This window comes from Salipaludibacillus neizhouensis, assembly GCF_002886185.1.
Taxonomy (GTDB): domain Bacteria; phylum Bacillota; class Bacilli; order Bacillales; family Salisediminibacteriaceae; genus Salipaludibacillus; species Salipaludibacillus neizhouensis.
On the sequence record NZ_KZ614147.1, the window covers coordinates 959,936 to 981,093 of the forward strand.

Annotated in this window: 16 protein-coding genes; 15 read left to right on the plus strand and 1 reads right to left on the minus strand. The window is 40.4% G+C overall.

Going from position 1 to position 21,158, the window contains the following annotated elements:
• The first annotated feature begins 95 nt into the window (after positions 1 to 95).
• Positions 96 to 1,598, plus strand: a complete 1,503-nt coding sequence (locus tag CEF18_RS21330; RefSeq protein ID WP_110938504.1) for a UxaA family hydrolase — start codon at positions 96 to 98, stop codon at positions 1,596 to 1,598.
• A 347-nt stretch (positions 1,599 to 1,945) separates the two neighbouring features.
• Here the strand turns inward: CEF18_RS21330 and CEF18_RS21335 are convergent, their stop codons facing one another.
• Entirely contained in the window at positions 1,946 to 2,596 is a 651-nt protein-coding gene (locus CEF18_RS21335; RefSeq protein WP_110938505.1) for a YesL family protein, read from the minus strand.
• Positions 2,597 to 2,876: 280 nt separating this feature from the next.
• On the opposite strand from CEF18_RS21335, the gene CEF18_RS21340 reads away from it, so the two are divergent.
• The 14 genes from CEF18_RS21340 (at position 2,877) to CEF18_RS21405 (ending at position 21,125) form a co-directional block, all read left to right on the plus strand.
• Positions 2,877 to 5,174 (plus strand): helix-turn-helix domain-containing protein, encoded by a 2,298-nt coding sequence (locus tag CEF18_RS21340; RefSeq protein ID WP_110938506.1) that lies wholly within the window; start codon positions 2,877 to 2,879, stop codon positions 5,172 to 5,174.
• 368 nt (positions 5,175 to 5,542) lie between these two features.
• On the plus strand, positions 5,543 to 7,105 hold the full coding sequence (locus tag CEF18_RS21345; protein WP_110938507.1) for an extracellular solute-binding protein: 1,563 nt from the start codon (positions 5,543 to 5,545) through the stop codon (positions 7,103 to 7,105).
• A gap of 124 nt (positions 7,106 to 7,229) precedes the next feature.
• Complete coding sequence (locus CEF18_RS21350) at positions 7,230 to 8,117, plus strand: pectinesterase family protein (protein WP_183040982.1); 888 nt, start codon at positions 7,230 to 7,232, stop codon at positions 8,115 to 8,117.
• A gap of 295 nt (positions 8,118 to 8,412) precedes the next feature.
• The gene (locus tag CEF18_RS21355) at positions 8,413 to 9,309 is read left to right on the plus strand and encodes an ABC transporter permease (RefSeq protein WP_223292448.1); all 897 of its coding nucleotides are present in this window, start codon (positions 8,413 to 8,415) and stop codon (positions 9,307 to 9,309) included.
• Positions 9,310 to 9,335: 26 nt separating this feature from the next.
• A complete protein-coding gene (locus CEF18_RS21360) occupies positions 9,336 to 10,211 on the plus strand; it encodes a carbohydrate ABC transporter permease (protein WP_110938510.1) in 876 nt (291 codons plus the stop codon).
• Between the two features lie 179 nt (positions 10,212 to 10,390).
• Positions 10,391 to 11,494, plus strand: coding sequence for a prenyltransferase/squalene oxidase repeat-containing protein (locus CEF18_RS21365; protein WP_223292423.1), 1,104 nt, complete (start codon positions 10,391 to 10,393; stop codon positions 11,492 to 11,494).
• Positions 11,494 to 12,723, plus strand: coding sequence for an MFS transporter (locus tag CEF18_RS21370; protein WP_110938512.1), 1,230 nt, complete (start codon positions 11,494 to 11,496; stop codon positions 12,721 to 12,723). The genes CEF18_RS21365 and CEF18_RS21370 overlap by 1 nt, the downstream gene beginning before the upstream one ends.
• A complete protein-coding gene (locus tag CEF18_RS21375) occupies positions 12,720 to 13,043 on the plus strand; it encodes a cupin domain-containing protein (RefSeq protein ID WP_110938513.1) in 324 nt (107 codons plus the stop codon). Before CEF18_RS21370 ends, CEF18_RS21375 begins: the two co-directional genes overlap by 4 nt.
• Positions 13,036 to 14,481, plus strand: a complete 1,446-nt coding sequence (locus tag CEF18_RS21380; RefSeq protein ID WP_110938514.1) for a family 43 glycosylhydrolase — start codon at positions 13,036 to 13,038, stop codon at positions 14,479 to 14,481. The genes CEF18_RS21375 and CEF18_RS21380 overlap by 8 nt, the downstream gene beginning before the upstream one ends.
• A 22-nt stretch (positions 14,482 to 14,503) precedes the next feature.
• Positions 14,504 to 16,021, plus strand: a complete 1,518-nt coding sequence (locus tag CEF18_RS21385) for a glycoside hydrolase family 28 protein (protein ID WP_223292424.1) — start codon at positions 14,504 to 14,506, stop codon at positions 16,019 to 16,021.
• A 25-nt stretch (positions 16,022 to 16,046) separates the two neighbouring features.
• Positions 16,047 to 17,606 (plus strand): glycoside hydrolase family 43 protein, encoded by a 1,560-nt coding sequence (locus CEF18_RS21390; RefSeq protein ID WP_110938516.1) that lies wholly within the window; start codon positions 16,047 to 16,049, stop codon positions 17,604 to 17,606.
• A gap of 13 nt (positions 17,607 to 17,619) precedes the next feature.
• Positions 17,620 to 19,167, plus strand: a complete 1,548-nt coding sequence (locus tag CEF18_RS21395; protein WP_183040983.1) for a glycoside hydrolase family 43 protein — start codon at positions 17,620 to 17,622, stop codon at positions 19,165 to 19,167.
• A 274-nt stretch (positions 19,168 to 19,441) separates the two neighbouring features.
• Positions 19,442 to 20,557, plus strand: a complete 1,116-nt coding sequence (locus CEF18_RS21400) for a glycoside hydrolase family 88/105 protein (protein ID WP_110938518.1) — start codon at positions 19,442 to 19,444, stop codon at positions 20,555 to 20,557.
• 22 nt (positions 20,558 to 20,579) lie between these two features.
• Positions 20,580 to 21,125 carry a hypothetical protein gene (locus CEF18_RS21405; RefSeq protein WP_110938519.1) on the plus strand — a complete coding sequence of 182 codons (546 nt, stop codon included), beginning with the start codon at positions 20,580 to 20,582 and terminating at the stop codon, positions 21,123 to 21,125.
• Positions 21,126 to 21,158: the final 33 nt, after the last annotated feature.

Genomic DNA, 21,158 nt, shown 5'->3' on the forward strand with positions numbered 1-21,158 from the left:
GAATCCTCTCTAGTGTAACCCTTTAGGCTCTTAAAACATTTGGCAGAAGATCACACTGTATTAAATGAAATACCGTTTTTACTAATGGAGGTATGATGATGAGTGCAATAGCAGATTATTTGAAAGTTCACCGTTCTGATAATGTTATCGTGATTCTAAAAGATTATCAGAAGGGAGACTCGTTGACAGTAGAAGACGTAGAATTAACAGCAAAGGAAGATATCGGTTTCGGACATAAGCTTGCTTTGAAACCGATCAATAAAGGCGAGAACATTATGAAATACGGCTATCCGATCGGGCACGCAACAGAAGATATTTCCGCAGGGGATTGGGTCCATTCGCATAATACAAAAACCAATCTTTCCGGAACCTTAGAATACAACTATACTCCGACAGAACCGATAGTGAAGCAAAAGGCAACAGAACGAACATTTCAAGGGTATGTTAGGGCAAATGGTGACGTTGGTATCCGTAATGAAGTTTGGGTTATTAATACCGTTGGCTGTATTAACAAAACCTGTGAAATTGTCGCCAGGACGGCCAATGATATGCATAAAGGAGACAATATTGACGGGGTTTATCACTATCCACACTTATTCGGGTGCTCTCAATTAGGAGATGACCTTCTGAACACGCAAAAGATCTTAAGTGATTTGATTCATCACCCGAATGCTGGAGCTATATTGGTGTTGGGACTTGGTTGTGAAAACAATTATATTGACCTATTTAAAGAAGTAATTGGTGATTTTGACGAGAAGAGAGTCAAATTTATTGAAGTGCAGCAAGTCGATGATGAAATTGAAGATGCTTTAGACGCGGTAGAAGAGCTTGTAGAATATGCAAAAACGTTTAAACGTGAACCTGTTCCCGTTTCCAAGCTTAAGGTCGGCTTAAAATGTGGAGGATCCGATGGCTTTTCCGGAATTACAGGAAACCCTCTCTTAGGGGCTTTTTCAGATAAACTTATTGAACACGGTGGCTCTACCATTCTTACTGAGACTCCGGAACTGTTTGGTGCAGAAACACTATTAATGGAACGAGCAAAAAATGAAGAGGTTTTCCATAAAATCGTTGGAATGGTGAACGGATTTAAAGAATACTTTATCAAACACGAGCAAAATGTGTATGAGAATCCATCCCCAGGGAATAAAAAGGGCGGTATCACAACACTGGAAGAAAAATCACTCGGAAACGTTCAAAAAGGTGGCTTTGCTCCGGTAGTTGATGTTCTTAATTATGGCGATAGAATGAAAGAGCCAGGTTTAACACTATTAGAAGGACCAGGGAATGACCTTGTTTCGGTCACGGCGTTAGCAAGCTCAGGAGCACATATTGTTCTTTTTACAACTGGTCGAGGAACACCTTTTGGCGGACCGGTACCAACAGTAAAGATCTCCACAAATACGGCATTGAGCGAAAAGAAGAAGAAATGGATTGATTTCAATGCAGGGGAACTTGTAGAAGGAAAGGATAAAGAAGAATTAACGGACGAATTCTTCGAGTATATCCTTACGCTAGCTTCTGGTGAAGTAAAGGCAAATAATGAAAAATATGGGTTCAAAGAGATTTCAATCTTCAAAGATGGGGTTATCCTATAAACGAAAAAGAAGAGCGACTTTCGAAGAACTCGACAAGTCGCTCTTTACATATAAGAAAACGCTAGTGTCTATTTAGTGGCTTGTTATGACGAAAGGTTGTTTGGAAGAATTCCCGCTCGCTTTCCGTGGACGATTGGTGAGCCTCCTCGAGCTACCGCTCTGCGGGGTCTCCCCTGAATCGTTCTTCCACAGGAGTCTCGCGGATTCAAGTACTTCTATATGGAAGTAAACCAACAATTTTAGGAATTCCGTCTTCAAAAACGATGTTTCTTAAAACGAAAAAGCGCAAGTATCCGCCAGAAGCGAATACTTGCGCTGTATTTAATAAAAGACGCTGCGCGTTTTTATTAAGCATTTGATACACTTATTTTTTCATGGCTTTTACGGTTTTTTTTCTCCATATATTTGAAGGATAGCTGTGCCATCGCCATGATAAAAAATGCTGGTAATCCAATCGTGAAGAAAGGAGCTAGCCCGGGAACCGACATAAATAAAAAGTAAAGAATCGTTAACACAATAACCATGACCACAACCATGTGAAAATTTATAAGCCCTAACATTAACGTTTGTCGAAAGTACTGACGAAAAGAAAGCTCAAAATGTACATAGACTGGAAAGAAATATAACAAGAAAATGATAAAAATAAGCGATGCCAGTGAAAAACCAAACAGCATAATTGTATGATAGTTTCCGGAAATCGTGGATAAGTATTGTAGATTAAAATAGAGTAAATACAACGCGATACCAAAAATAATTCCAAATTTATTTCCGGTAATAAATTCTCGCTTGTAAACTTGCCAGTACGTTTGAAAAGTTGGAAATTCTTCTTTTCGATACCATCTGCGAATCAACGTGAACATGGCAATTGTTGCGGGCATGATACCTAAAATGACACATCCAATTAGTGTGAAGAAGATCCATAAAAAATTTACATAAACGATTCGCATCATCCATTCAGAAACTTTATAAAAACCACCTGCTAATCCAGTTAACTCCATTTGCAGCCCACCTTTACTATCTAATAAATTAATTTTAGCATAGAAATATTTTTGAGTACGGTAAATCTGTGAATAACAGAGAACATGATTACTTCTGTTATATAGAGAAGATAAAGATCATAAAGACATTTTAATTCTAAAACTTAGTTCTAAAAAAATACTATCATTATATGAAAAATTTCCATATAGTTATTAGTAGGATATTATTTTATTTATTAGAGTGAGAGCGCTTTAACTAACTGGTGATTTTACATAAGGTTTTGGGGGAGTTGGTATAGTCATGAAAAATCTTAGTTTTTTTAATAAATTGGTTATATTCGGGACAATATTCGCTTTGTTTCCAATGATTATTATGGGATCGTTTTCATATATACAATCTACAAATCTCGTTCAGGAAAGAGTAAGTGAAGAACGGGTAGAAACGGTCAGGCAGATTCGAACAAATATTGAGCAAAATCTATCGATGGTTGACCAATCTATTAATGTGATGGTTGATTCCGCGACAATGGGACAAGTTATTTACTCCTCAATGAATGCCGAAGATTTTATTCTACATCGAGAGGTACGTCAAGAGCTTGCCAATGTTCAAACGATACACCCGTTAATCGAGGATTATGTGATTATAAATTTTCAATATAATTGGATGATGAATGAACGAGGCAGTCGTATTGCCGATCAACATCCGGATATTGAAACTTACCGTGAATTATTGTCACAGGGGGTTCAATCTTGGCAATTACTAAATTCTACAAATTTTGAAGAACCTTTAACAAAAGGCAGTTGTCCATATACGCTTAGTTTAGTAAAATCACTACCACGAATGGCGAGTGAACCGAGAGCATTAGTGTTAATACCGATGTCTGTTTGTGAACTTGTAAAAAGTTTGCAGGGGGACATATCCCATCAGGATTTAGTGATTGTCAATAATGATTCACAAATTATCTATCACCCGGATCTTGCACTTATTGGACAAGACCTTGAAGAATCCGGCCTTGTTCATTCTATAGAGGGCATCACTGAAACTAGTGGATTTTTTGAAACCACAAATAATGGTGAAGTCTTTACTGTCTCATACGCCCAGGCTAATATGAATCAATGGTCATATTTAATGGTTCATTCCGTGGATGAACTGCGCGAAGAGTCAAAATCAATTGCTCTCGTGATGATCAGTTTGATTATTATCGTATCCGTCGGGTCTTTATTATTTATCCTGATCGCTAGTCGATATTTATACCGCCCCCTCAAAAACGTTCGCAGTCTTATTGATGAAGGTAGCGGAGATCCAAATGAGTATTCCAACGCCGACAGGGATGATATAAAAGTTATTGAAAACCGTTTTAAATCCTTATTCTCATCGAAGTTCATCATGGAGTCAGAGCTTGATAAACATAATAAGCAAGCAAAAACAATGTTCTTGACAAGAATGTTCATTGGAGATGTCGATCAGCAGCAATTAGAAGAGAATTTAACATTTTTTAAGATGAAAAAAGAGCACTGGCGTAACCATATCGTTATGACGTTAGAAATAGATTCTATCAGTTCTTCACGATTCGAATTTAAGGATTGGGATTTGATCACTTTCTCCATCGTAAATATTTTAGAAGAAATCTTAGCTGAGACAGAGCACTTTGAGCCGATATGGATTCAAAATACACTTGTTTGTCTAGTCAGTGATGATCGAGCTGATCAAGAAGAGCTAGAAATTACTCTTAATCAAATTGCTGAAAGACTGAAAGATACGATCGAAAAACTGACCAATATTATTGTTAGTATTGGGCTGAGTATGTCTTATAGCGATATGAGAAAATCTGATCGTGCGTATCAAGAAGCGATTGAAGCATTGAAACACCGGATTCGTCTTGGCAAAGGTGTGATCATTCCTTATGGACATATTAATGAAGGAAAGCATTCGATTATGTACAGTTATCCAGTGAAACTGGAAGAGGATCTCCTCTTATCTATCAAAACAGCGGACTGGGAAAAGACGGTGACTTCATTTGAGGGATGGATGGGAAAGGTTTTTAAACAGGATCATTCCCTTCAGGATTATCAAATTTCGATGATGCGTCTCTTGAACAATCTCATTTTGGTCTATCATGAAAATCTCATTCAAATAGATCAAGAACACCAGCAAAAAGAATATTACTATGAAGAACTGTTTCAACTGTCCGATAAAAAAATGATTTATGAATGGTTCACCGAAAAATTAATTACACCTCTCTACAATGAATTTTTAAGAAAAAGAGATTCTCAGTTTAAGAACTTGTCAGAAAAAATGATCGATATGATTCACGAACAGTATGATCACGAACTGACATTAGAACAGTGTGCAAATCAACTCCATTACAATGCAAATTATTTAAGCAGCGTTTTTAAGCAGGAGACGAAGCATACATTCAGTGAATATTTGGCCATGCATCGATTTAAAAAAGCAAAGGAGTGGCTGATTAAAACTGACATGCCTGTGAAGGAAATTGCAGAAAGACTTCAATACAATAACTCACAGAATTTCATCCGATCATTTAAAAAGTACGCAGATATGACACCTGGGCAGTATCGAAAAGAAAATGGAATATAATTAACTAAGTGGTTACACTCAGACTCTTTGACCAATAGAATCTGAGTGTACCTTTTAAAAGTACACAGCTGAACGGAAACAATCATTATCTCATATAAGCTGTTAAAACGGCTTTGTAAACGTTTTCCTAATATGAGTCTGTAGAGATGATTATATACGAAACTTGTGATAGCCCTGTAAACTGAAAATATAATAACCACGTTGTTATTGTGAGTTGATTCAAATAAAAGGGGGATTGGAAATTAAGTTTAGTCGCATCATTTTCAAATTTGTAACCGTTATCATTTATTTTTTACATGTATATGTAGAGGGGCATTTGCCAGAGAAAAACGAAATTCGCACCTATTAAAAGAAGGAGAGTGAATGGCATGAAAAGAATCAAATTATCTAAAAGGTTGGCAGTAGTTGGAACAGTTACGTTGTCGTCGATGATTTTAGCTGCATGTGGTGGAAACAATGAGGGAAACACAGAGGCAAATGCAAATGCTGATGCTTCAAATAACAGTGAAGTAAGTACAGAGGAGTTGGATGATGAGCCGGTAACGATTGAAATGATGGCGAACTTGCACACTCCAGAAACGCCTGGTGATTTCCTTAAAGATAAATTAGAAGAAAAGTATAATGTAGAGTTAGATATTCAATGGGTACCGGATGGTAACTATGAAGAGCGTTTAAATACGGCTTTCGCTACCGACACATTACCAATGGTTGTACCGATGGGATTTGATATGTTTAATCAATTTAAAGATCCGATTCGGGCCGATCAGTTCTGGGAAATTGAACCTTATTTAGAGGAGTTCGAAAACCTTTCAAAACTAAACCCGGAAATACTTGATAACACACGTGTTGACGGCAAACTTTACTCGCTTTATCAAGGGCGCCCGCTATCAAGACAAGGTGTCATTTATCGAAAAGACTGGGCGGATAATCTAGGAATTGAAGAACCAACAACTACAGAAGAATTCATGGAAATGGCTCGAGCCTTCACAGAAGATGATCCGAATGGTTCAGGTTCTGATGACACAATAGGGCTGACAGATCGCAGTGATCTCGTCTACGGTGCTTTTAAAACGATGTCTTCTTGGTTTGGTACACCGAATAATTGGGGAGTAGTTGACGGAGAGGTTAAACCGGAATTTATGTTTGACGAGTATATCGAAACGATGGATTTTGTAAAAGAAATGCATTCTAATGGCTATATGAACCAGGATTTTCCGGTTACAAGTAAAGATGATCAGCAAGCGATGTTTAAAAACGGTGGTGCTGGTATTTATGTAGGCTCAATGGGTGACGTACTTAGTATTCATACTGATGCTACTGAATTAAACCCTGATGCTGAATATGGCGTATTCAATTATGTAGAAGGACCAGATGGGGAATATAATGTTTGGGCAATCCCTGGATTTGGAAGTGTCGTATTATTCCCTAAGTCTGCTTATGAAGATGAAAATGAACTGCGCAAAGTTCTTGCCTTTTATGACAAGTTAATGACTCCTGAAGGTGCTAACCTTTTAGTATGGGGAGAAGAAGGTAGACACTATGAAATGGAAGGTGAAGGAGTTAACTGGATTGAGGATAATCTGAATGAAGTCGACAATGATATACGCCCGTTTTTATCACTTGAAATTGGTGAGCCGGCAACAAGCGGACGTTATGAAATGGCTTCCACATACGACGTGAAAGCGGAAGCAGATAAGTTAACGATCGAAAATGAGGAATATCTTGTTCATGATCCGACAATTACACTTGATTCTGAAAGTCACATTACTTACGGTGACCGTTTAGATCAAATGATGAATGATGCTACGCACCAATATATGCTCGGTCAAATTGACTTAGATGAATTCAACGCGACTGTAGAAGAATGGAAGAGTGAAGGTGGAGAAGCAATTATGGCTGAGTTTACAGAAAGCTATCAAGCGCAACAATAATCATTTAGCTGATCTGTAAAATGTAAAATCAAGGAGGTCTCATCATGGTATTAAAGACCATGGAGACCTCCATTTTTTTAATAAAAGACGGCTACGCCGTTTTTCTTATAGGAGGAATATGATTATGATTCTTATCGTTAATCAAGAAAAGCAAGGGGAGGAAAATTGTTTTACATGTATTCAAGACGCTGTAAATTACTTGCGACCTCATGGATTGGAGGCAGTCACGATTAAAGTGGCGCCAGGAATCTATCGGGAACGAATCATGATACCGCCACATTTAACTGAGATAAACTTCATGGGATCTGGAGAAAACGAGACGATAATTGTGAATGGATTAGGGGCGAAAGATAAAGACACCCTAGGGAATCCACTAGGAACTTTCAAGACTGCTACGGTAGAAATATTCAGTGATGACATATCTTTTTCTAATTTGACGATAGAGAATGATGTTGGCGTTGGGGAAAAGTATGGTCAAGCATTGGCAGTAGCGGCACACGGAGAAAGAATCGCATTTGAAAACGTGAGCCTTATAGGTTATCAGGATACTTTTTATTCAAGCAAGGGAACGCAGCGTTTTTTACATTGTCGAATAGAAGGGGATGTTGATTTCATCTTTGGGGGAGGATCCGTGGTATTTGAAGATTGTGTCATTCATTCAAGAAGAAATGGATACATTACTGCGGCTAGCACACCAAAAGATGCTCTGTCAGGATTTGTATTCTTGCGTTGTGAACTTACCGCTGACAATGAAGCTGATAAAGTATACCTAGGAAGGCCATGGCGCCCATATGCACATACGGTGTTCTACGATTGTAAGTTGGGACGTCACATTTTAACAGCCGGCTGGGATAATTGGCGAAATGAGGCGAATGAACAAACGGCAAGATATACAGAAATACATTCCCATGGAGAAGGAGCTTCTGAAGAACGTGTCCCATGGTGTAATAATTGGTTTGAAAAAGACAGTCATTTGATTGAAGATTATTGTAACCGTTTACAAATCAAGTAATCATTATCTTAGTTCGCTTTAAAATAACCTGTTGTATCAACGGTTTTGATAATCAATATATCATAATGATTATAGATGTTACCTCTATTCTATTTTAATGTATGGAGTATAAGACAAGTTAGTTATTCCATTTTCAAGTCGTCAATTCAGTTGTTCGTTAGGTAAAAAAATTTTAGTTAACTTCTAAGGGAGAAAGGGTGATGAAAAAATGAGTGGGCCAAATTTAAACTACAATCAAAACACGGAACCAGTCTTCCTGTCAAAACAGGAAAAACGGCAAGTTAAAAAACAAGAAATGATAAAAAGCATCAAAAAGAACAAGTTGCTCTATTTAATGCTCGTACCAGGATTAATTTACTTTTTCATCTATAAGTACATTCCGATGTATGGACTTATTATCGCATTTAAGGATTACAAACCATATTTGGGGATTTTAGCATCCGATTGGGTAGGATTAGAACACTTTATAAGGTTATTCCAAGGAACCGATTTTTGGATCATATTCCGAAATACGTTAACCTTATTCGGTTTACAGTTAGTCGTGTTTTTCCCGATACCAATTATCTTATCGCTGATGTTAAATGAAATAAGATCGAATTGGTACAAGAGAAGTGTTCAGACGTTAATTTATATTCCTCACTTTATGTCATGGGTTGTCATTGTATCGATTAGTTACGTCGTACTAACACTTGACGGGGGGATTGTAAACGGTTTATTAGAAATGATGGGCTTCGGTCCAATCAATTTCTTAATGAGTTCTGAGTGGTTCCATCCAATGTACATTATACAAGTTATTTGGCGAGAAGCAGGTTGGGGGACGATTATATTTTTGGCAGCTATCTCAGCTGTAAATATAGAATTATATGAAGCGGCACGGATGGACGGTGCAGGAAGACTCCGCCAAATGTGGCATATCACACTTCCATCGATCCGTAGTGTCATTGTCGTATTGTTAATCTTGAAAATAGGAGATGTTCTTGAGCTAGGTTTTGAACACGTTTACTTGTTATTAAATGGTTCTAACAGAGAGGTTGGAGAAATATTTGATACTTACGTGTATACGGCTGGGTTAAAGCAAGGGCAGTTCAGTTATGCGACAGCGGTTGGTTTCTTTAAAGGTATTGTAGGCTTAATCTTAGTTATGTTAGCCAACAGGCTCGCTAAGAAATTCGGTGAAGAGGGCGTTTATTAAAACGACAGAAGAAGGAGGAAATTACTATGCTAGAAGATCGGTCAGTCAGTGGCAGACTCTTTAATGTTTTTAATATTACATTGTTAGGCATTATTGCACTATTAACAATATTGCCGTTCTTACATGTTGTTGCTGCGTCTTTTACAACGAGTGCAGAACTTGCGGCAAGACGATTTGTATTAATTCCAACAGTCTGGAGTTTAGATGCGTATCGATATATCTTTTCTACAGATACGATTATGAAGGCAATGGGAGTCTCGATTTTTGTCACCGTTGCAGGGACCTTGTGGAGTATGTTTATGACGACACTTATGGCCTATGGTTTATCAAGACGTGATTTACTTGGACGAGGTAAAATTCAGTTTTTGATCATTTTCACAATGCTGTTTAACGGTGGGATGATTCCAACATTCCTCATTGTGCAGCAAACAGGCTTGATGAACTCGTTAGCCGCATTAATTATTCCAGTTTCCATTAATGCATTTAACATGATCATTTTGAGAAGTTTCTTTCAAAATGTACCGACAAGTTTAGAGGAATCAGCAAAAATTGATGGCTGTAACGATTTTGGAATTTTATTCAGAATTGTATTACCGATATCAAAACCTGCGTTAGCAACGATATCACTTTTTTATGCAGTAACGTATTGGAATACGTATATGCACGCGATTCTTTATATAAGCGATTCAGCTAAATGGCCGGTGCAAGTTCTCCTAAGACAGATTGTCGTACTGGCAAGTGGATTGAACTATGACGGCGGGGAATATACCAATATACCACCACCGGAACAAACAGTCAAAATGGCCACGATTGTGGTTGCTACGATTCCAATTTTGATCGTCTATCCATTCTTACAGAAGTACTTTGCCAAAGGGGCTCTATTAGGGTCAGTAAAAGGATAATATCTATATGAAGGTTATTTAGAAGAATTACCGCTCTCTTTCCGTGGGCGATCTGCGAGCCGCCTCGAGCAAACGAACGCTCGGGAGTCTCGCTTGGATCATTCTTCCACAGGAGTCTCACGGATTTGAAAACCTTAATATTTTGAAGCGAAACAACCAGTAAAAAGGAGGTGGATACCGTGAGTGAAAAAGCACTTTTAGACGAATTGGAAAATCAGTTTGAAGGGTTTTATTCTTGGCTCTGGAACCAATACGACAAAGAAAGTGGAGGATTCTATTACGCAAAAAGCTCAAGACACACAGGCGGGTTTCCTCCCGATATAGAGTCAACCTCTCAGGCAATTAATATTATGGTAAGAAACGAATTTTTTTCAAAACTCCCTCAAGAAATGATTAAAAGTATTACCCGTTTCTACCAGGCAAAACAAGATCCAGAGAGCGGTTATTTTTATGATGAAAATCCATTGATGAAACAAGATGAAGTGATGGTTCACCGGGCATTAAGCTACGCGACGGGTGCTTTAAGAAGACTTGGTAGTCAGCCATTGTATCCTCTTCCCGTTGAAGCGAAGGCAGCTCCTGCGTACACGAAAAGCCCGGAATCTTACTTAGAAAAATGGAAAAGTATTGATTTATCCAATAGCTGGAGAGGTTGTGATTTAATAGCGACTTCTTGCGTGTACATTTCTCTTATGGAAAAGAACAGCCGGCAGAAATTTCTAAGGGAAGCGGAAGCCTATCTCGCTTCGATCCAAAATCAAAAGACCGGTTTTTGGGGCGAAGGAAGTTTATATGAACAATTGTCTGGAACTTTTAAGCTTCATACGTTTTATTCGCGTCACCAAATCGAGATGCCAAACAAAGAGCTGATCTATCAAACTGTTCTCGAGACGCTTCGTCATGAGGAAGCATTTGATATGTGTTACAGCCGTAATCCACTAGATTTACTTCATTACATTCGTTTGCCTATTTCAAAAGAAGAGCGTCTTGAAATTGTTGAGATTACGGTTAACAACATCCGTCAATTTAAACGGGATGATGGCGGTTTTTCAAGAGAAAGACATGCTTCCCCTCCGGCTCCAAATGTGGCTCAAGTCAAACCCGGACATGATTATCCAAATATGCCCCCAGCAGTGAATCTTGGCAGAGGATTGGTAGAAGGAGACATGAATGCCAGTACGCAAGCGACGCTTATTAGAATGCGGTGCCGTGAACTGCTTGGAGAAGACCCAACCGTTCCGGTTAAAGGGGCGGCTCAATTTTTCGGAGAAGGGACCATCTAATGTCTTGGTTTTCTTTGCAGAAAGAAAAACGATTATCATCCCTGGCAGTCACAACGTTAATGAATCACACAATCTTTCATTTCGGGAATTCTCTGTCGCTCATTTTTCTTAATTTATATTTGTGGCGGTTGACAAATGATTTATGGATCAATGGTCTTTTTAACTTAATCGCAATTCTTACCCAAGCAATGATGACACTCTCAATCGGGAAGGTTGCGAAACAAAAGGATCGCTTGACGATATACCGATACGGGATCTTGCTAACGGCACTGTTTTATTTTGCGATACTACTGACACAAGAGCATATCGTTGAATTTTTCTATCTATTTGCGATTTTGCGGGGAATCGCGCAATCGTTATATTGGTTAGGGTATTTTACACTCATGTTTGAAGTTTCCAATGATTTGAACCGTCACCGGTATCTCGGGTGGAATCAAATCACCATGGGATCCGCTAATTTAATTGGACCTGCAGCATCAGGTGCGATCATCAGTCAATTTGAAGGGCTAAGTGGTTATTTGATTGTGTTCGCAATGGCCTTCGTCATGTTCACGATCGCCACGTTTGGCAGCTTTAGGATGAAAAGAATGACGACGCATCACCGCGAATATTATATGAAGTATTTACCACTAATAATGAAAAGAGCACCTGGTTTTAAACGGGCGTTAATCGGTTGGTTTATCATCGGATTTCCACAAGGGATTTTAATGTATGTCCCTCCGATTTTGCTGTACACGATTTTACTCGAAGAAAGCACGGTTGGTTATTTAAATGTGCTGTTCTTATTCATCTCAATCTTAGCGAGTTACGTCATATCTCGGATTGCTGATGTTAGTAAAACACGTAGTTATTTAACAGTGGCAGCAATTGGATTTATCGTGTCTGTACTCGTGTTGTTTATTGATATCACGATTTGGACCTTTATCGTGTTTATGGCGGTAAGCGCGATTTTTAAACCGATACAGGCAAATGCCTATGCTGCTCATTATTTTCAATGGCTAGGAGTGATCCCACTGAAAGATCATTTCCGGGTGGAAAGTGTCGTACTTAGAGAAACGATTACAAACGCGGGACGTGGTTTCGGAATTATTGTGTTTATGGTATTTGCACAAGAACTTAACACAGACACCATTCCGTGGGTACTGGCAGCCGTCTTAGGCATGCAATTATTTGTACCACGGCTAATTGAAGAAACACCAACACTTATTTCAAGGAGGAATGAACAATGAGCGAACTAGATACGTGGGAACAAGTGAATGAAAAGGTAATGCGGAAAATACACGAGCCTGGAGAGGCATTGATGGCGATGGAGGTAAGATTTGCTCAAGGTGGTGTAGGAGCGGAGCACTCACATCCGCATGAACAGTTGACGTATTGTTTAGAAGGTAAGCTCGAATTTACATTGAATGGTGAAAAACGGGTGATTTCAGCTGGAGAGTCCCTTGTCATTCCAGGCGGCACGGTGCATGATGCTCTTGCTCTGGAGAAAAGTCGCTTATTGGATATCTTCACTCCTCTTCGCGAAGATCTGTTGAATAAAAATGACTGATTATTATCAAAAAACAGTCAATGACGAGGCACTTCCAATTGTACGTGGCAATTACGCGGATCCATCGATTGTAAAAGTCGGCAACGATTATTATATGACCCACAGCTCTTATGAATATATGCCAGGCTTAATCATTTGGCACTCGACAGACCTGATTCACTGGGAAGCGGTTGGGGCAGCATTAAAGGAATTTAACGGCATTGTCTGGGCCCCGGAACTTGTTTATGAGCAGGGGGAGTTTGTCATCTATTTTCCGGCAAACCGAATGAATTGGGTCACAAAAACAAAAGACCCAAGAGGAGATTGGAGTCGACCGATTCCTTTAGAAGTCAACGTGATTGATCCGGGACATATTACGGATGATCACGGAACACGGTATTTACATCTGGCAGGTGGTCATGTTGTCGAACTATCAGATGACGGTTTAAAAGTAGAGGGCGAACTAAAAAAGGTTTATGAGCACTGGATATACCCGAGCGACTGGATTGTAGAAGGTTGTAGCCCTGAAGGACCGAAGTTAGTAAAGAAAGCTGATTACTATTACTATACGATTGCCCTCGGAGGAACATCTGGTCCACCAACGAGCCATATGATTGTTAGTTCCAGGTCAAAGACTCCGACAGGACCTTGGGAACATTCGCCGGAAAACCCGATTATCAGGACGAAATCAAAGGATGAAAAATGGTGGTCGAAAGGCCATGGAACGATATTTGAAGGACCTGATGAGCAGTGGTACATCGTTTACCATGCGTATGAAGAAAATCTCCATACGATTGGAAGGCAGACATTAATTTCTCCGATTACATGGACCGAAGATGGCTGGTATCGGGTTGATGTGGCGAATAATGAGTGGAAAGCGCTGGATGCCCCTGCGGAAAGTGTAGAAGAGAGTGCAGATCGTTTCAGGGAAGGATCTCTCTCCCTTTACTGGCAGTGGAAAAGGACCGTTCCTCTATTTCGTTATTGGTATGAACAGTCTGGACCGTTGAAAATTCTCGGTACGGCGGATAGTGGTGATTATTCCCCGATGCTCTATATGGCAAGACATCGTTATTACACCTTTGAAATAGAAGCTAGTGTAACCGGTGATGCTGAATTACAGTTACTCGTTTTCTATGACCAGGACCATTATGTCGGAATTGGCTTCAGTCAAGACGGTATCCGAGTTTTAAGGCCTTACAAGCAAGTCGGGAAAAAGCCGGTTACTGTGAAAAATAAGATACGCTTAAAAATCATAAATCATGATCATATCGTCCGTTTTCAGTACCGCGATTCAGAAGAAGCGGAATGGCAGAACTATGATAAAGTTCTCGACACATCCGGATTAAACCACAATACATTAGGTGGCTTTTTAAGCTTGAGACCTGGCATTGAGGTGACAGGCAAAGGAAGTGCAAAGCTTTATTCCTACCACTATCAAGGGAAAAGTGACGTATAGAAGAAGATTTGGAGGTTAAATGATGCAACTATCTGTTATAGACTTTGGGGGCGTTCCTGACGGTAAAACGTTGAATACGGATGCTTTTGCAAAAGCGATTGCTGCTATTGAAGAAGCAAATGGTGGAACGATCATTGTCCCGAGTGGCGATTATGTAACGGGACCAATTGAATTAGTTAGTCAGTTAAAGTTATACCTCGAACCAGGAGCGAGAATTCGTTTCACGGATGACTTTGAGGCATATCCTGCAACACGGACGCGCTGGTCAGGGTATGAATGCTACGGGTTTCATCCTCTTTTATTCGGCGAGAACTTAGAGGATGTAACCATCTGCGGGGAAGGGACCATTGACGGGCAAGGACAAGCCTGGTGGGACATTGCCAATGGAATTAAACAAGACCAATGGTTTGAAAACGGAAGAACGAAAGAAATTCGTGAAAAAAATGACGAGTATGTTGGTGCGTTAAAAACGAATGTGCTGGAATGGGAGACACAGTTTTTAAGACCACCATTATTGCAGCTGCTGAATTGTAAGCGTGTAACGATTGAAGGGGTGACATTAGAGCGGTCACCATTTTGGAATACACACCTTGTATATTGTGACCATGTCAGTGTGCGCGGCGTGACGATTAAAAATCCTGCGGACACTCCGAATGGGGATGGGCTCGATATCGACTCTTGTTCCAATGTTCGAATCACCGACTGTCATTTTGATGTAGGCGATGATTGTCTCTGTCTAAAATCCGGAATTAACGAGGACGGACGGCGCGTAAATCGTCCAACAGAAAATGTGGTCGTCACGAACTGCACGATGGCAAGCGGCCACGGTGGCATCGTATTCGGCAGTGAGAGTTCTGGTGGCATCAAAAATGTCACGGTGACGAATTGTGTCTTTATCGGGACGGATCGTGGCATTCGTCTAAAGACGAACAGAGCACGTGGATCCTATATTAAACAGTTATTAATCTCGAATATTTATATGGAAGATGTGTTTTGCCCGATCGCGATTAATTCCTTCTACCGTTACGGCGTCGACGAGAATAATCCCGATATGAATGCCCCACATGCGATTGAGGTGTCTGAAAAAACGCCGATCATAAAGGATATTTCAATTAGTCATATTATGGTTAGAAATGCACGAGCAGCGGCAGCGTTTATATATGGACTTCCGGAAATGCCGATCAGAAACCTTCACTTATCGAATATCGATGTTGAAATGACAACCGATCCGAATGAAGAAGGTGGAGAACCAGATATGGTGAAAGAGACTGTTTTAAAAGCTGGGGATGGGATGTTTATCCGGTATGTAGATGGTCTAAGTTTGAACCAAGTGAGAGTAGAAACGCGTCAAGGTTCCGCTCTGACGATTTCAGACAGTCAGGATATTGAAGTGCTTCAGTTTAAAATGAAACATCTTCATTCGAACATACCGGTCATTTCTGCTGCGAACTGTAAGGATTTTTCTATAAACAGCAGAGAGTACCAACGAGATCCTTTCCGGTATCTACAAACCGATGATAAGACAAAGGTAGAAATCTAATTTTCTTTGAAAAGGGGGCTTCCTCATGACCTTTAATAATCCTGTTATTCCAGGCTTTTACCCGGATCCGTCGGTGTGCAGAGTTGGAGATGACTATTATTTAGTGGCATCTACGTTTGAGTATTATCCCGGAGTACCTATTTTTACAAGCAAGGATTTAGTACATTGGCAGCAGATTGGTCATGTGTTGGATCGCCCATCACAGTTAAACTTGCAAGGTGTGCCTTGTTCAAAAGGGATTTATGCTGCAACGATCCGTTATCACGAAGGCTTGTTCTACGTTGTGACGACATTTGTTGAAAGTAAGGAAGGGAAACGACGAAACTTTTATGTCACAGCGGAAGATCCAGCTGGTTCATGGTCTGAACCGATTTGGTTAGAGGATGCACCAGGTATTGACCCGTCTCTATTTTTTGATGACGATGGGAAAGTGTATTATACCGGTAACCGTCCACCTCCAGCCGGTCCTGAATATCCAAAGCACGTAGAAATATGGATGCAGGAACTAGACCTCGAGAAACAACAGCTCGTCGGAGAGCGTGTGTCACTTTGGGACGGGGCGCTTAAACAAATCCATGCTCAGGAAGGGCCTCGCCAATTTAAACGAAATGGGTATTATTATTTAATGATTGCAGAAGGTGGAACGGGATTTACTCATTCTGTCACGATCGCTCGAAGTCAGACTATCGAGGGACCATATGAGGTTTGCAAACACAATCCAATTCTGACGCATAGACACCTGGGATCTTCCCATCCGATTACAAATGTTGGCCATGGTGAGCTGGTCGAGACGCAAACAGGAGAATGGTGGATGTTCTGTCTCGGCTCAAGACCTTATGGAGGTTATTACCGGAATTTAGGGCGTGAAACGTTTCTAGCACCGGTAGTTTGGGAGAATGATTGGCCGGTTGTCTGTCCAGGACAAGGGAAAATCGAGTTTGTCATGAAGCGTCCGCAATTAGCCGTAAAGCGATGGGATTCAATTCCAGCGTGTGATCATTTTTCAGGACCACAGTTGCGGGATGAGTGGATGATGATCCGAACACCGAATGAGACTAGTTATTCCTTAACTGAGAGGCCCGGTTATCTCAGGTTATATGCGAGAAATGAGAGAATATCGGAAGCGGTTCATCCTAGTTTTATTGGGAGAAGACAGCAGCATCAAAGTTTTGCTGTTGCGACAAAAATTGACTTCAAACCAAAACATACGGAAGAGGCAGGGATCGTCCTTTTCCAAGACACGGACCATCACTACCGATTTGTGAAAAGGTGGCAAGATGGGGAAGAAAAAGTATGTTTATTTCAACGGGACCGTGGTGTGGAAACGATGATTGCGGCGCAGCATTTTTCCGAGCAGATCTTTTACTTGAAAGTGGAGGCTCACGGTCAGGAGTATCGATTCTCTGTTGGTTTTGGTACTGAACAATGGATTACCGTTGCCGAAAAAGTTGATGGTCGAATTCTCAGTATCGATCATGCCGGCGGATTTACCGGTGCAGTGATCGGTATATATTGCAGCAGCAATGGGGATTCGTCTAATCAAACCGCTGATTTTGAATGGTTTGAATATCAGTCAATTGAATAAGGAGGGACATAAGATGGAAGACAGGTTTATCTGGAAAAGTGATTTAGGAAATGGGCGATATCAGAATCCGATTCTGTATGCGGATTATTCGGATCCAGATGTGGTCCGAGTGGAGGATGATTTTTATCTGATCGCTTCAAGTTTTAACATGTCACCTGGGATTCCAGTGCTTCATTCGAAAGACTTGGTAAACTGGTCGATTATCAACCATGTCACGGTTGATTTCCCGGATTCGAGTTATGACCGTGTTCGTCACGGCGATGGTCTATGGGCACCGAGCTTGCGTTATCACGACGGTTGGTTTTGGATGTTTATTGGCTGTCCGGATGAAGGGATCTTCATGAGTAAGACGAAGGATCCGAATGGTACTTGGATTCCGCTTCATTTAGTGAAAAAGGCTAATGGCTGGATAGATCCTTGTCCTTTTTGGGATGAGGATGGAAAAGCCTATCTTGTTCATGCCTTTGCGAGAAGCCGAATCGGTTTTAAACATAGACTACAAGTATGTGAGATGGCTCCAGATGGAGAAAGCCTTCTTTCCGAGGGAGAAATCATCTTTTTTGATGAGGAACGTCATCCGACAATCGAAGGACCGAAAATGCACAAACGAAATGGTTTCTACTATATATTTGCCCCAGCCGGAGGTGTGGAGTTCGGCTGGCAAACCGTGCTTCGTTCCCGATCTGTATGGGGACCGTACGAAGATAAAATTGTCATGGAGCAAGGGGATAGCATTACAAATGGACCTCATCAAGGTGGATGGGTGACTACGGAAGACGGGGAAGACTGGTTTATCCATTTTCAGGATAAAGGTCCTTATGGTCGAGTTACCCATCTGCAACCGATGCAATGGCAGGATGATTGGCCAGTGATTGGTCAATTGGATCCTTCGACAGGAAGAGGCGTACCGGTAACTGAATGGCAAAAACCGAACGTTTCCTCTGCTGTGGATATCACTGTACCAGCAACTTCAGATGATTTTAGCGGTGGAAATCTCGAAAAACAGTGGCAATGGCGCGGCAATCAAAAACAAGAGTGGTATACGTTGAAGGATGACAGTTTAATTCTCTTTTGTCGAGCCCAGCCTTTGGGCGTTCATGATCTTTACGATACTCCGCAAATTTTAACGCAAAAAATTCCGGCACCTTCTTGTACGTTTGAAACGGTCATTGATTTTCATGGGGAGCAGCCCGGTGACTCTTTTGTTTTCGGAATGTTTGGGTATCAATATAGCGGATTAGTTGTGACGAAGGAAGCAAAGGAAACGATTCTCTATCTTATGAATGGGGATTCTGATCAGAGTTTTCCACGAGAGAAACGGGAGCGGGTTTGTGCAATGACAAATCATGAGGACCTTTATTTTAGGCTGGAATTAAAAGACGGTGGGGAATGTCAGTTGTTTTTTAAGGAAAGAAAAGATGCACAATTTGAGCCGATTGGTTCTTCGTTTCAAGCAGTGAAAGGGCACTGGGTAGGTGCTCAAATCGGTATCGGTTCTTTTCATGAACAGGCAAGGAAAAGCGATGGATTTACAAGGGTACATTCCTTTTGGATAAACTGAGGTGAGTGTTTTGTAGGGAGGTGCTTGAATCCGCGGATCATCCACGGAAAGCGAGCGGTAATTCTTCCAATTTTCAGTGATAACAAAGACACAAAATTTTTTAAAGACTGCAATGCAGTTTTTCTTAGAAGTTAATAATTTATAAGTTGACAGCTATCTTTACGCCACACGCATCAAGGGAAGTTCGCCTTGATGCTTAAATGATGGTGGCTTTAAAGATCACGCTGTATTTAATAAAAGACGCTTTGCGTTTTTCTTAGAGGGGGAAATATGAATGGGTAATCAAACACTATACCAAGGTAAAACGGCTATGGAATGGGCAGAGATTGCGAGTGAGTCTTTAATGAAGCAGTATGATGAGCCACTGCAGCTGCCACCGGCAAATCGTTGGCATTATCATCAAGGTGTATTTCTTTGTGGGGTATTGGATGTCTGGAGAGATACGGGGAAAGAGGCGTATTACCAATACGTGAAAAAGTATGTCGATGATCTCGTCGATGAAGAGGGGAATTTTTATTTTCGGCGTGATGAACTGGATGCTATTCAGCCAGGGTTATTGCTTTATCCACTTATTGAAAGAGAAGATGATAAACGCTATAAGGTTGCATTGGACAAATTAAGAAACCTACTGGAAACAGTTAATCGGACAAAATCAAATGGTTTGTGGCATAAAGATAAATACCCTTACCAAATGTGGCTGGATGGTCTCTATATGGCAGGTCCTTTTACGATGCAATATGGTTTGAAGTATGATGAACCTGAACTGATCGAGTTTGTTTTACATCAAGAAAAATTAATGCGTAGATTTACGAAAAGTGAGGCTACCGGTCTCTATCACCATGGCTGGGATGAAAGCATATCAACGGATTGGGCAGTGCCAGAAAAAGGGCATGCTCCGGAAATTTGGGGACGTGCACTAGGGTGGTATGGAATGGCTTTAACGATGTTAATAGAATTACTGCCGGAAGACCATCCTGGACGTCAGGAATTAATCGTTGTCTTAGCGGATCTGATTAAAGATTTGGTTCGATATCAGGATAAAGAAACTGGATTATGGCATCAAGTTGTCGATAAAGGGGAAAACAAGGATAATTGGCTGGAAACGTCATGTACGAGTCTGTTCTTACTGACGATTATTCGTGCGGTTAACCAAGGATATGTTGATCAATCATACTATGAATATGCGAAAAAGGGCTATGAAGGGATTCTCAAACATAAAGTTCGTTTTGAAGGCGATCGATTAATCCTTTCAGGGGTTTGTATTGGCACGTCCATCGGTGTGTACGATTACTATATGGAGCGTGAAACAGTAGACAATGATTTACACGGTGTAGGAGCATTTATTTTATCAAGTATTCAGATGCATCGTTATCATAAAAATCAGGTATAACTTCAGAAATGTAGGTGGAACGATGAGGAAAATCCATTTTATCCAAATTTTCAGTGGGATCATGATACTTCTTTTGATTGGATGTGCAGGAGAAGAAGGTGAAAACTTAGAGGTACTAGTATTCTCTGAATCACTTTTTGATGAGGTTGCACAGTCTGAGATTGATGATCTAGTAGGTGACTTGTGGAATTCAAAAAGCGAAATGAAACCGGTGGAATCCCAGTTTTTTCTGCCACTTCATGAACGACTGTTAATTGAAATTGCCAGTCACAATGGCGATATTTTACTAGTAAATGATGAAGTCTTAGATATGACTGTCGACTCAGAAGGATTATATGCCTTTGATGATTATTTTCCAGAGGATCTTTTACAGGTACCAGATGTGGTTCTAGATTCATTGCCTGAAGATGATCAATCAAACGTTTATGCCTATCCCCTCCACCACAGCGATGTTTTTTCTGAGTTATTGAATGACGAAAAGCTTTATGCGATCGTCCCAATTTATGTTGATGATCCGGACTCGTCATTTGCATTATTGGAAGGCTTTATTGAAAAGGAAAAAAGATAAGGGTACATTAAAAAATACATGCAATGCCTTCGT

Coding starts and splice junctions, on each gene's coding strand:
- CEF18_RS21330 (WP_110938504.1), top strand. CDS start 96: ATGATGAGTGCAATAGCAGATTATTTGAAAGTTCACCGTTCTGATAAT.
- CEF18_RS21350 (WP_183040982.1), top strand. CDS start 7,230: ATGATTCTTATCGTTAATCAAGAAAAGCAAGGGGAGGAAAATTGTTTT.
- CEF18_RS21345 (WP_110938507.1), top strand. CDS start 5,543: ATGAAAAGAATCAAATTATCTAAAAGGTTGGCAGTAGTTGGAACAGTT.
- CEF18_RS21385 (WP_223292424.1), top strand. CDS start 14,504: ATGCAACTATCTGTTATAGACTTTGGGGGCGTTCCTGACGGTAAAACG.
- CEF18_RS21370 (WP_110938512.1), top strand. CDS start 11,494: ATGTCTTGGTTTTCTTTGCAGAAAGAAAAACGATTATCATCCCTGGCA.
- CEF18_RS21335 (WP_110938505.1), bottom strand. CDS start 2,596: ATGGAGTTAACTGGATTAGCAGGTGGTTTTTATAAAGTTTCTGAATGG.
- CEF18_RS21395 (WP_183040983.1), top strand. CDS start 17,620: ATGGAAGACAGGTTTATCTGGAAAAGTGATTTAGGAAATGGGCGATAT.
- CEF18_RS21340 (WP_110938506.1), top strand. CDS start 2,877: ATGAAAAATCTTAGTTTTTTTAATAAATTGGTTATATTCGGGACAATA.
- CEF18_RS21380 (WP_110938514.1), top strand. CDS start 13,036: ATGACTGATTATTATCAAAAAACAGTCAATGACGAGGCACTTCCAATT.
- CEF18_RS21355 (WP_223292448.1), top strand. CDS start 8,413: ATGATAAAAAGCATCAAAAAGAACAAGTTGCTCTATTTAATGCTCGTA.
- CEF18_RS21400 (WP_110938518.1), top strand. CDS start 19,442: ATGGGTAATCAAACACTATACCAAGGTAAAACGGCTATGGAATGGGCA.
- CEF18_RS21375 (WP_110938513.1), top strand. CDS start 12,720: ATGAGCGAACTAGATACGTGGGAACAAGTGAATGAAAAGGTAATGCGG.
- CEF18_RS21405 (WP_110938519.1), top strand. CDS start 20,580: ATGAGGAAAATCCATTTTATCCAAATTTTCAGTGGGATCATGATACTT.
- CEF18_RS21390 (WP_110938516.1), top strand. CDS start 16,047: ATGACCTTTAATAATCCTGTTATTCCAGGCTTTTACCCGGATCCGTCG.
- CEF18_RS21360 (WP_110938510.1), top strand. CDS start 9,336: ATGCTAGAAGATCGGTCAGTCAGTGGCAGACTCTTTAATGTTTTTAAT.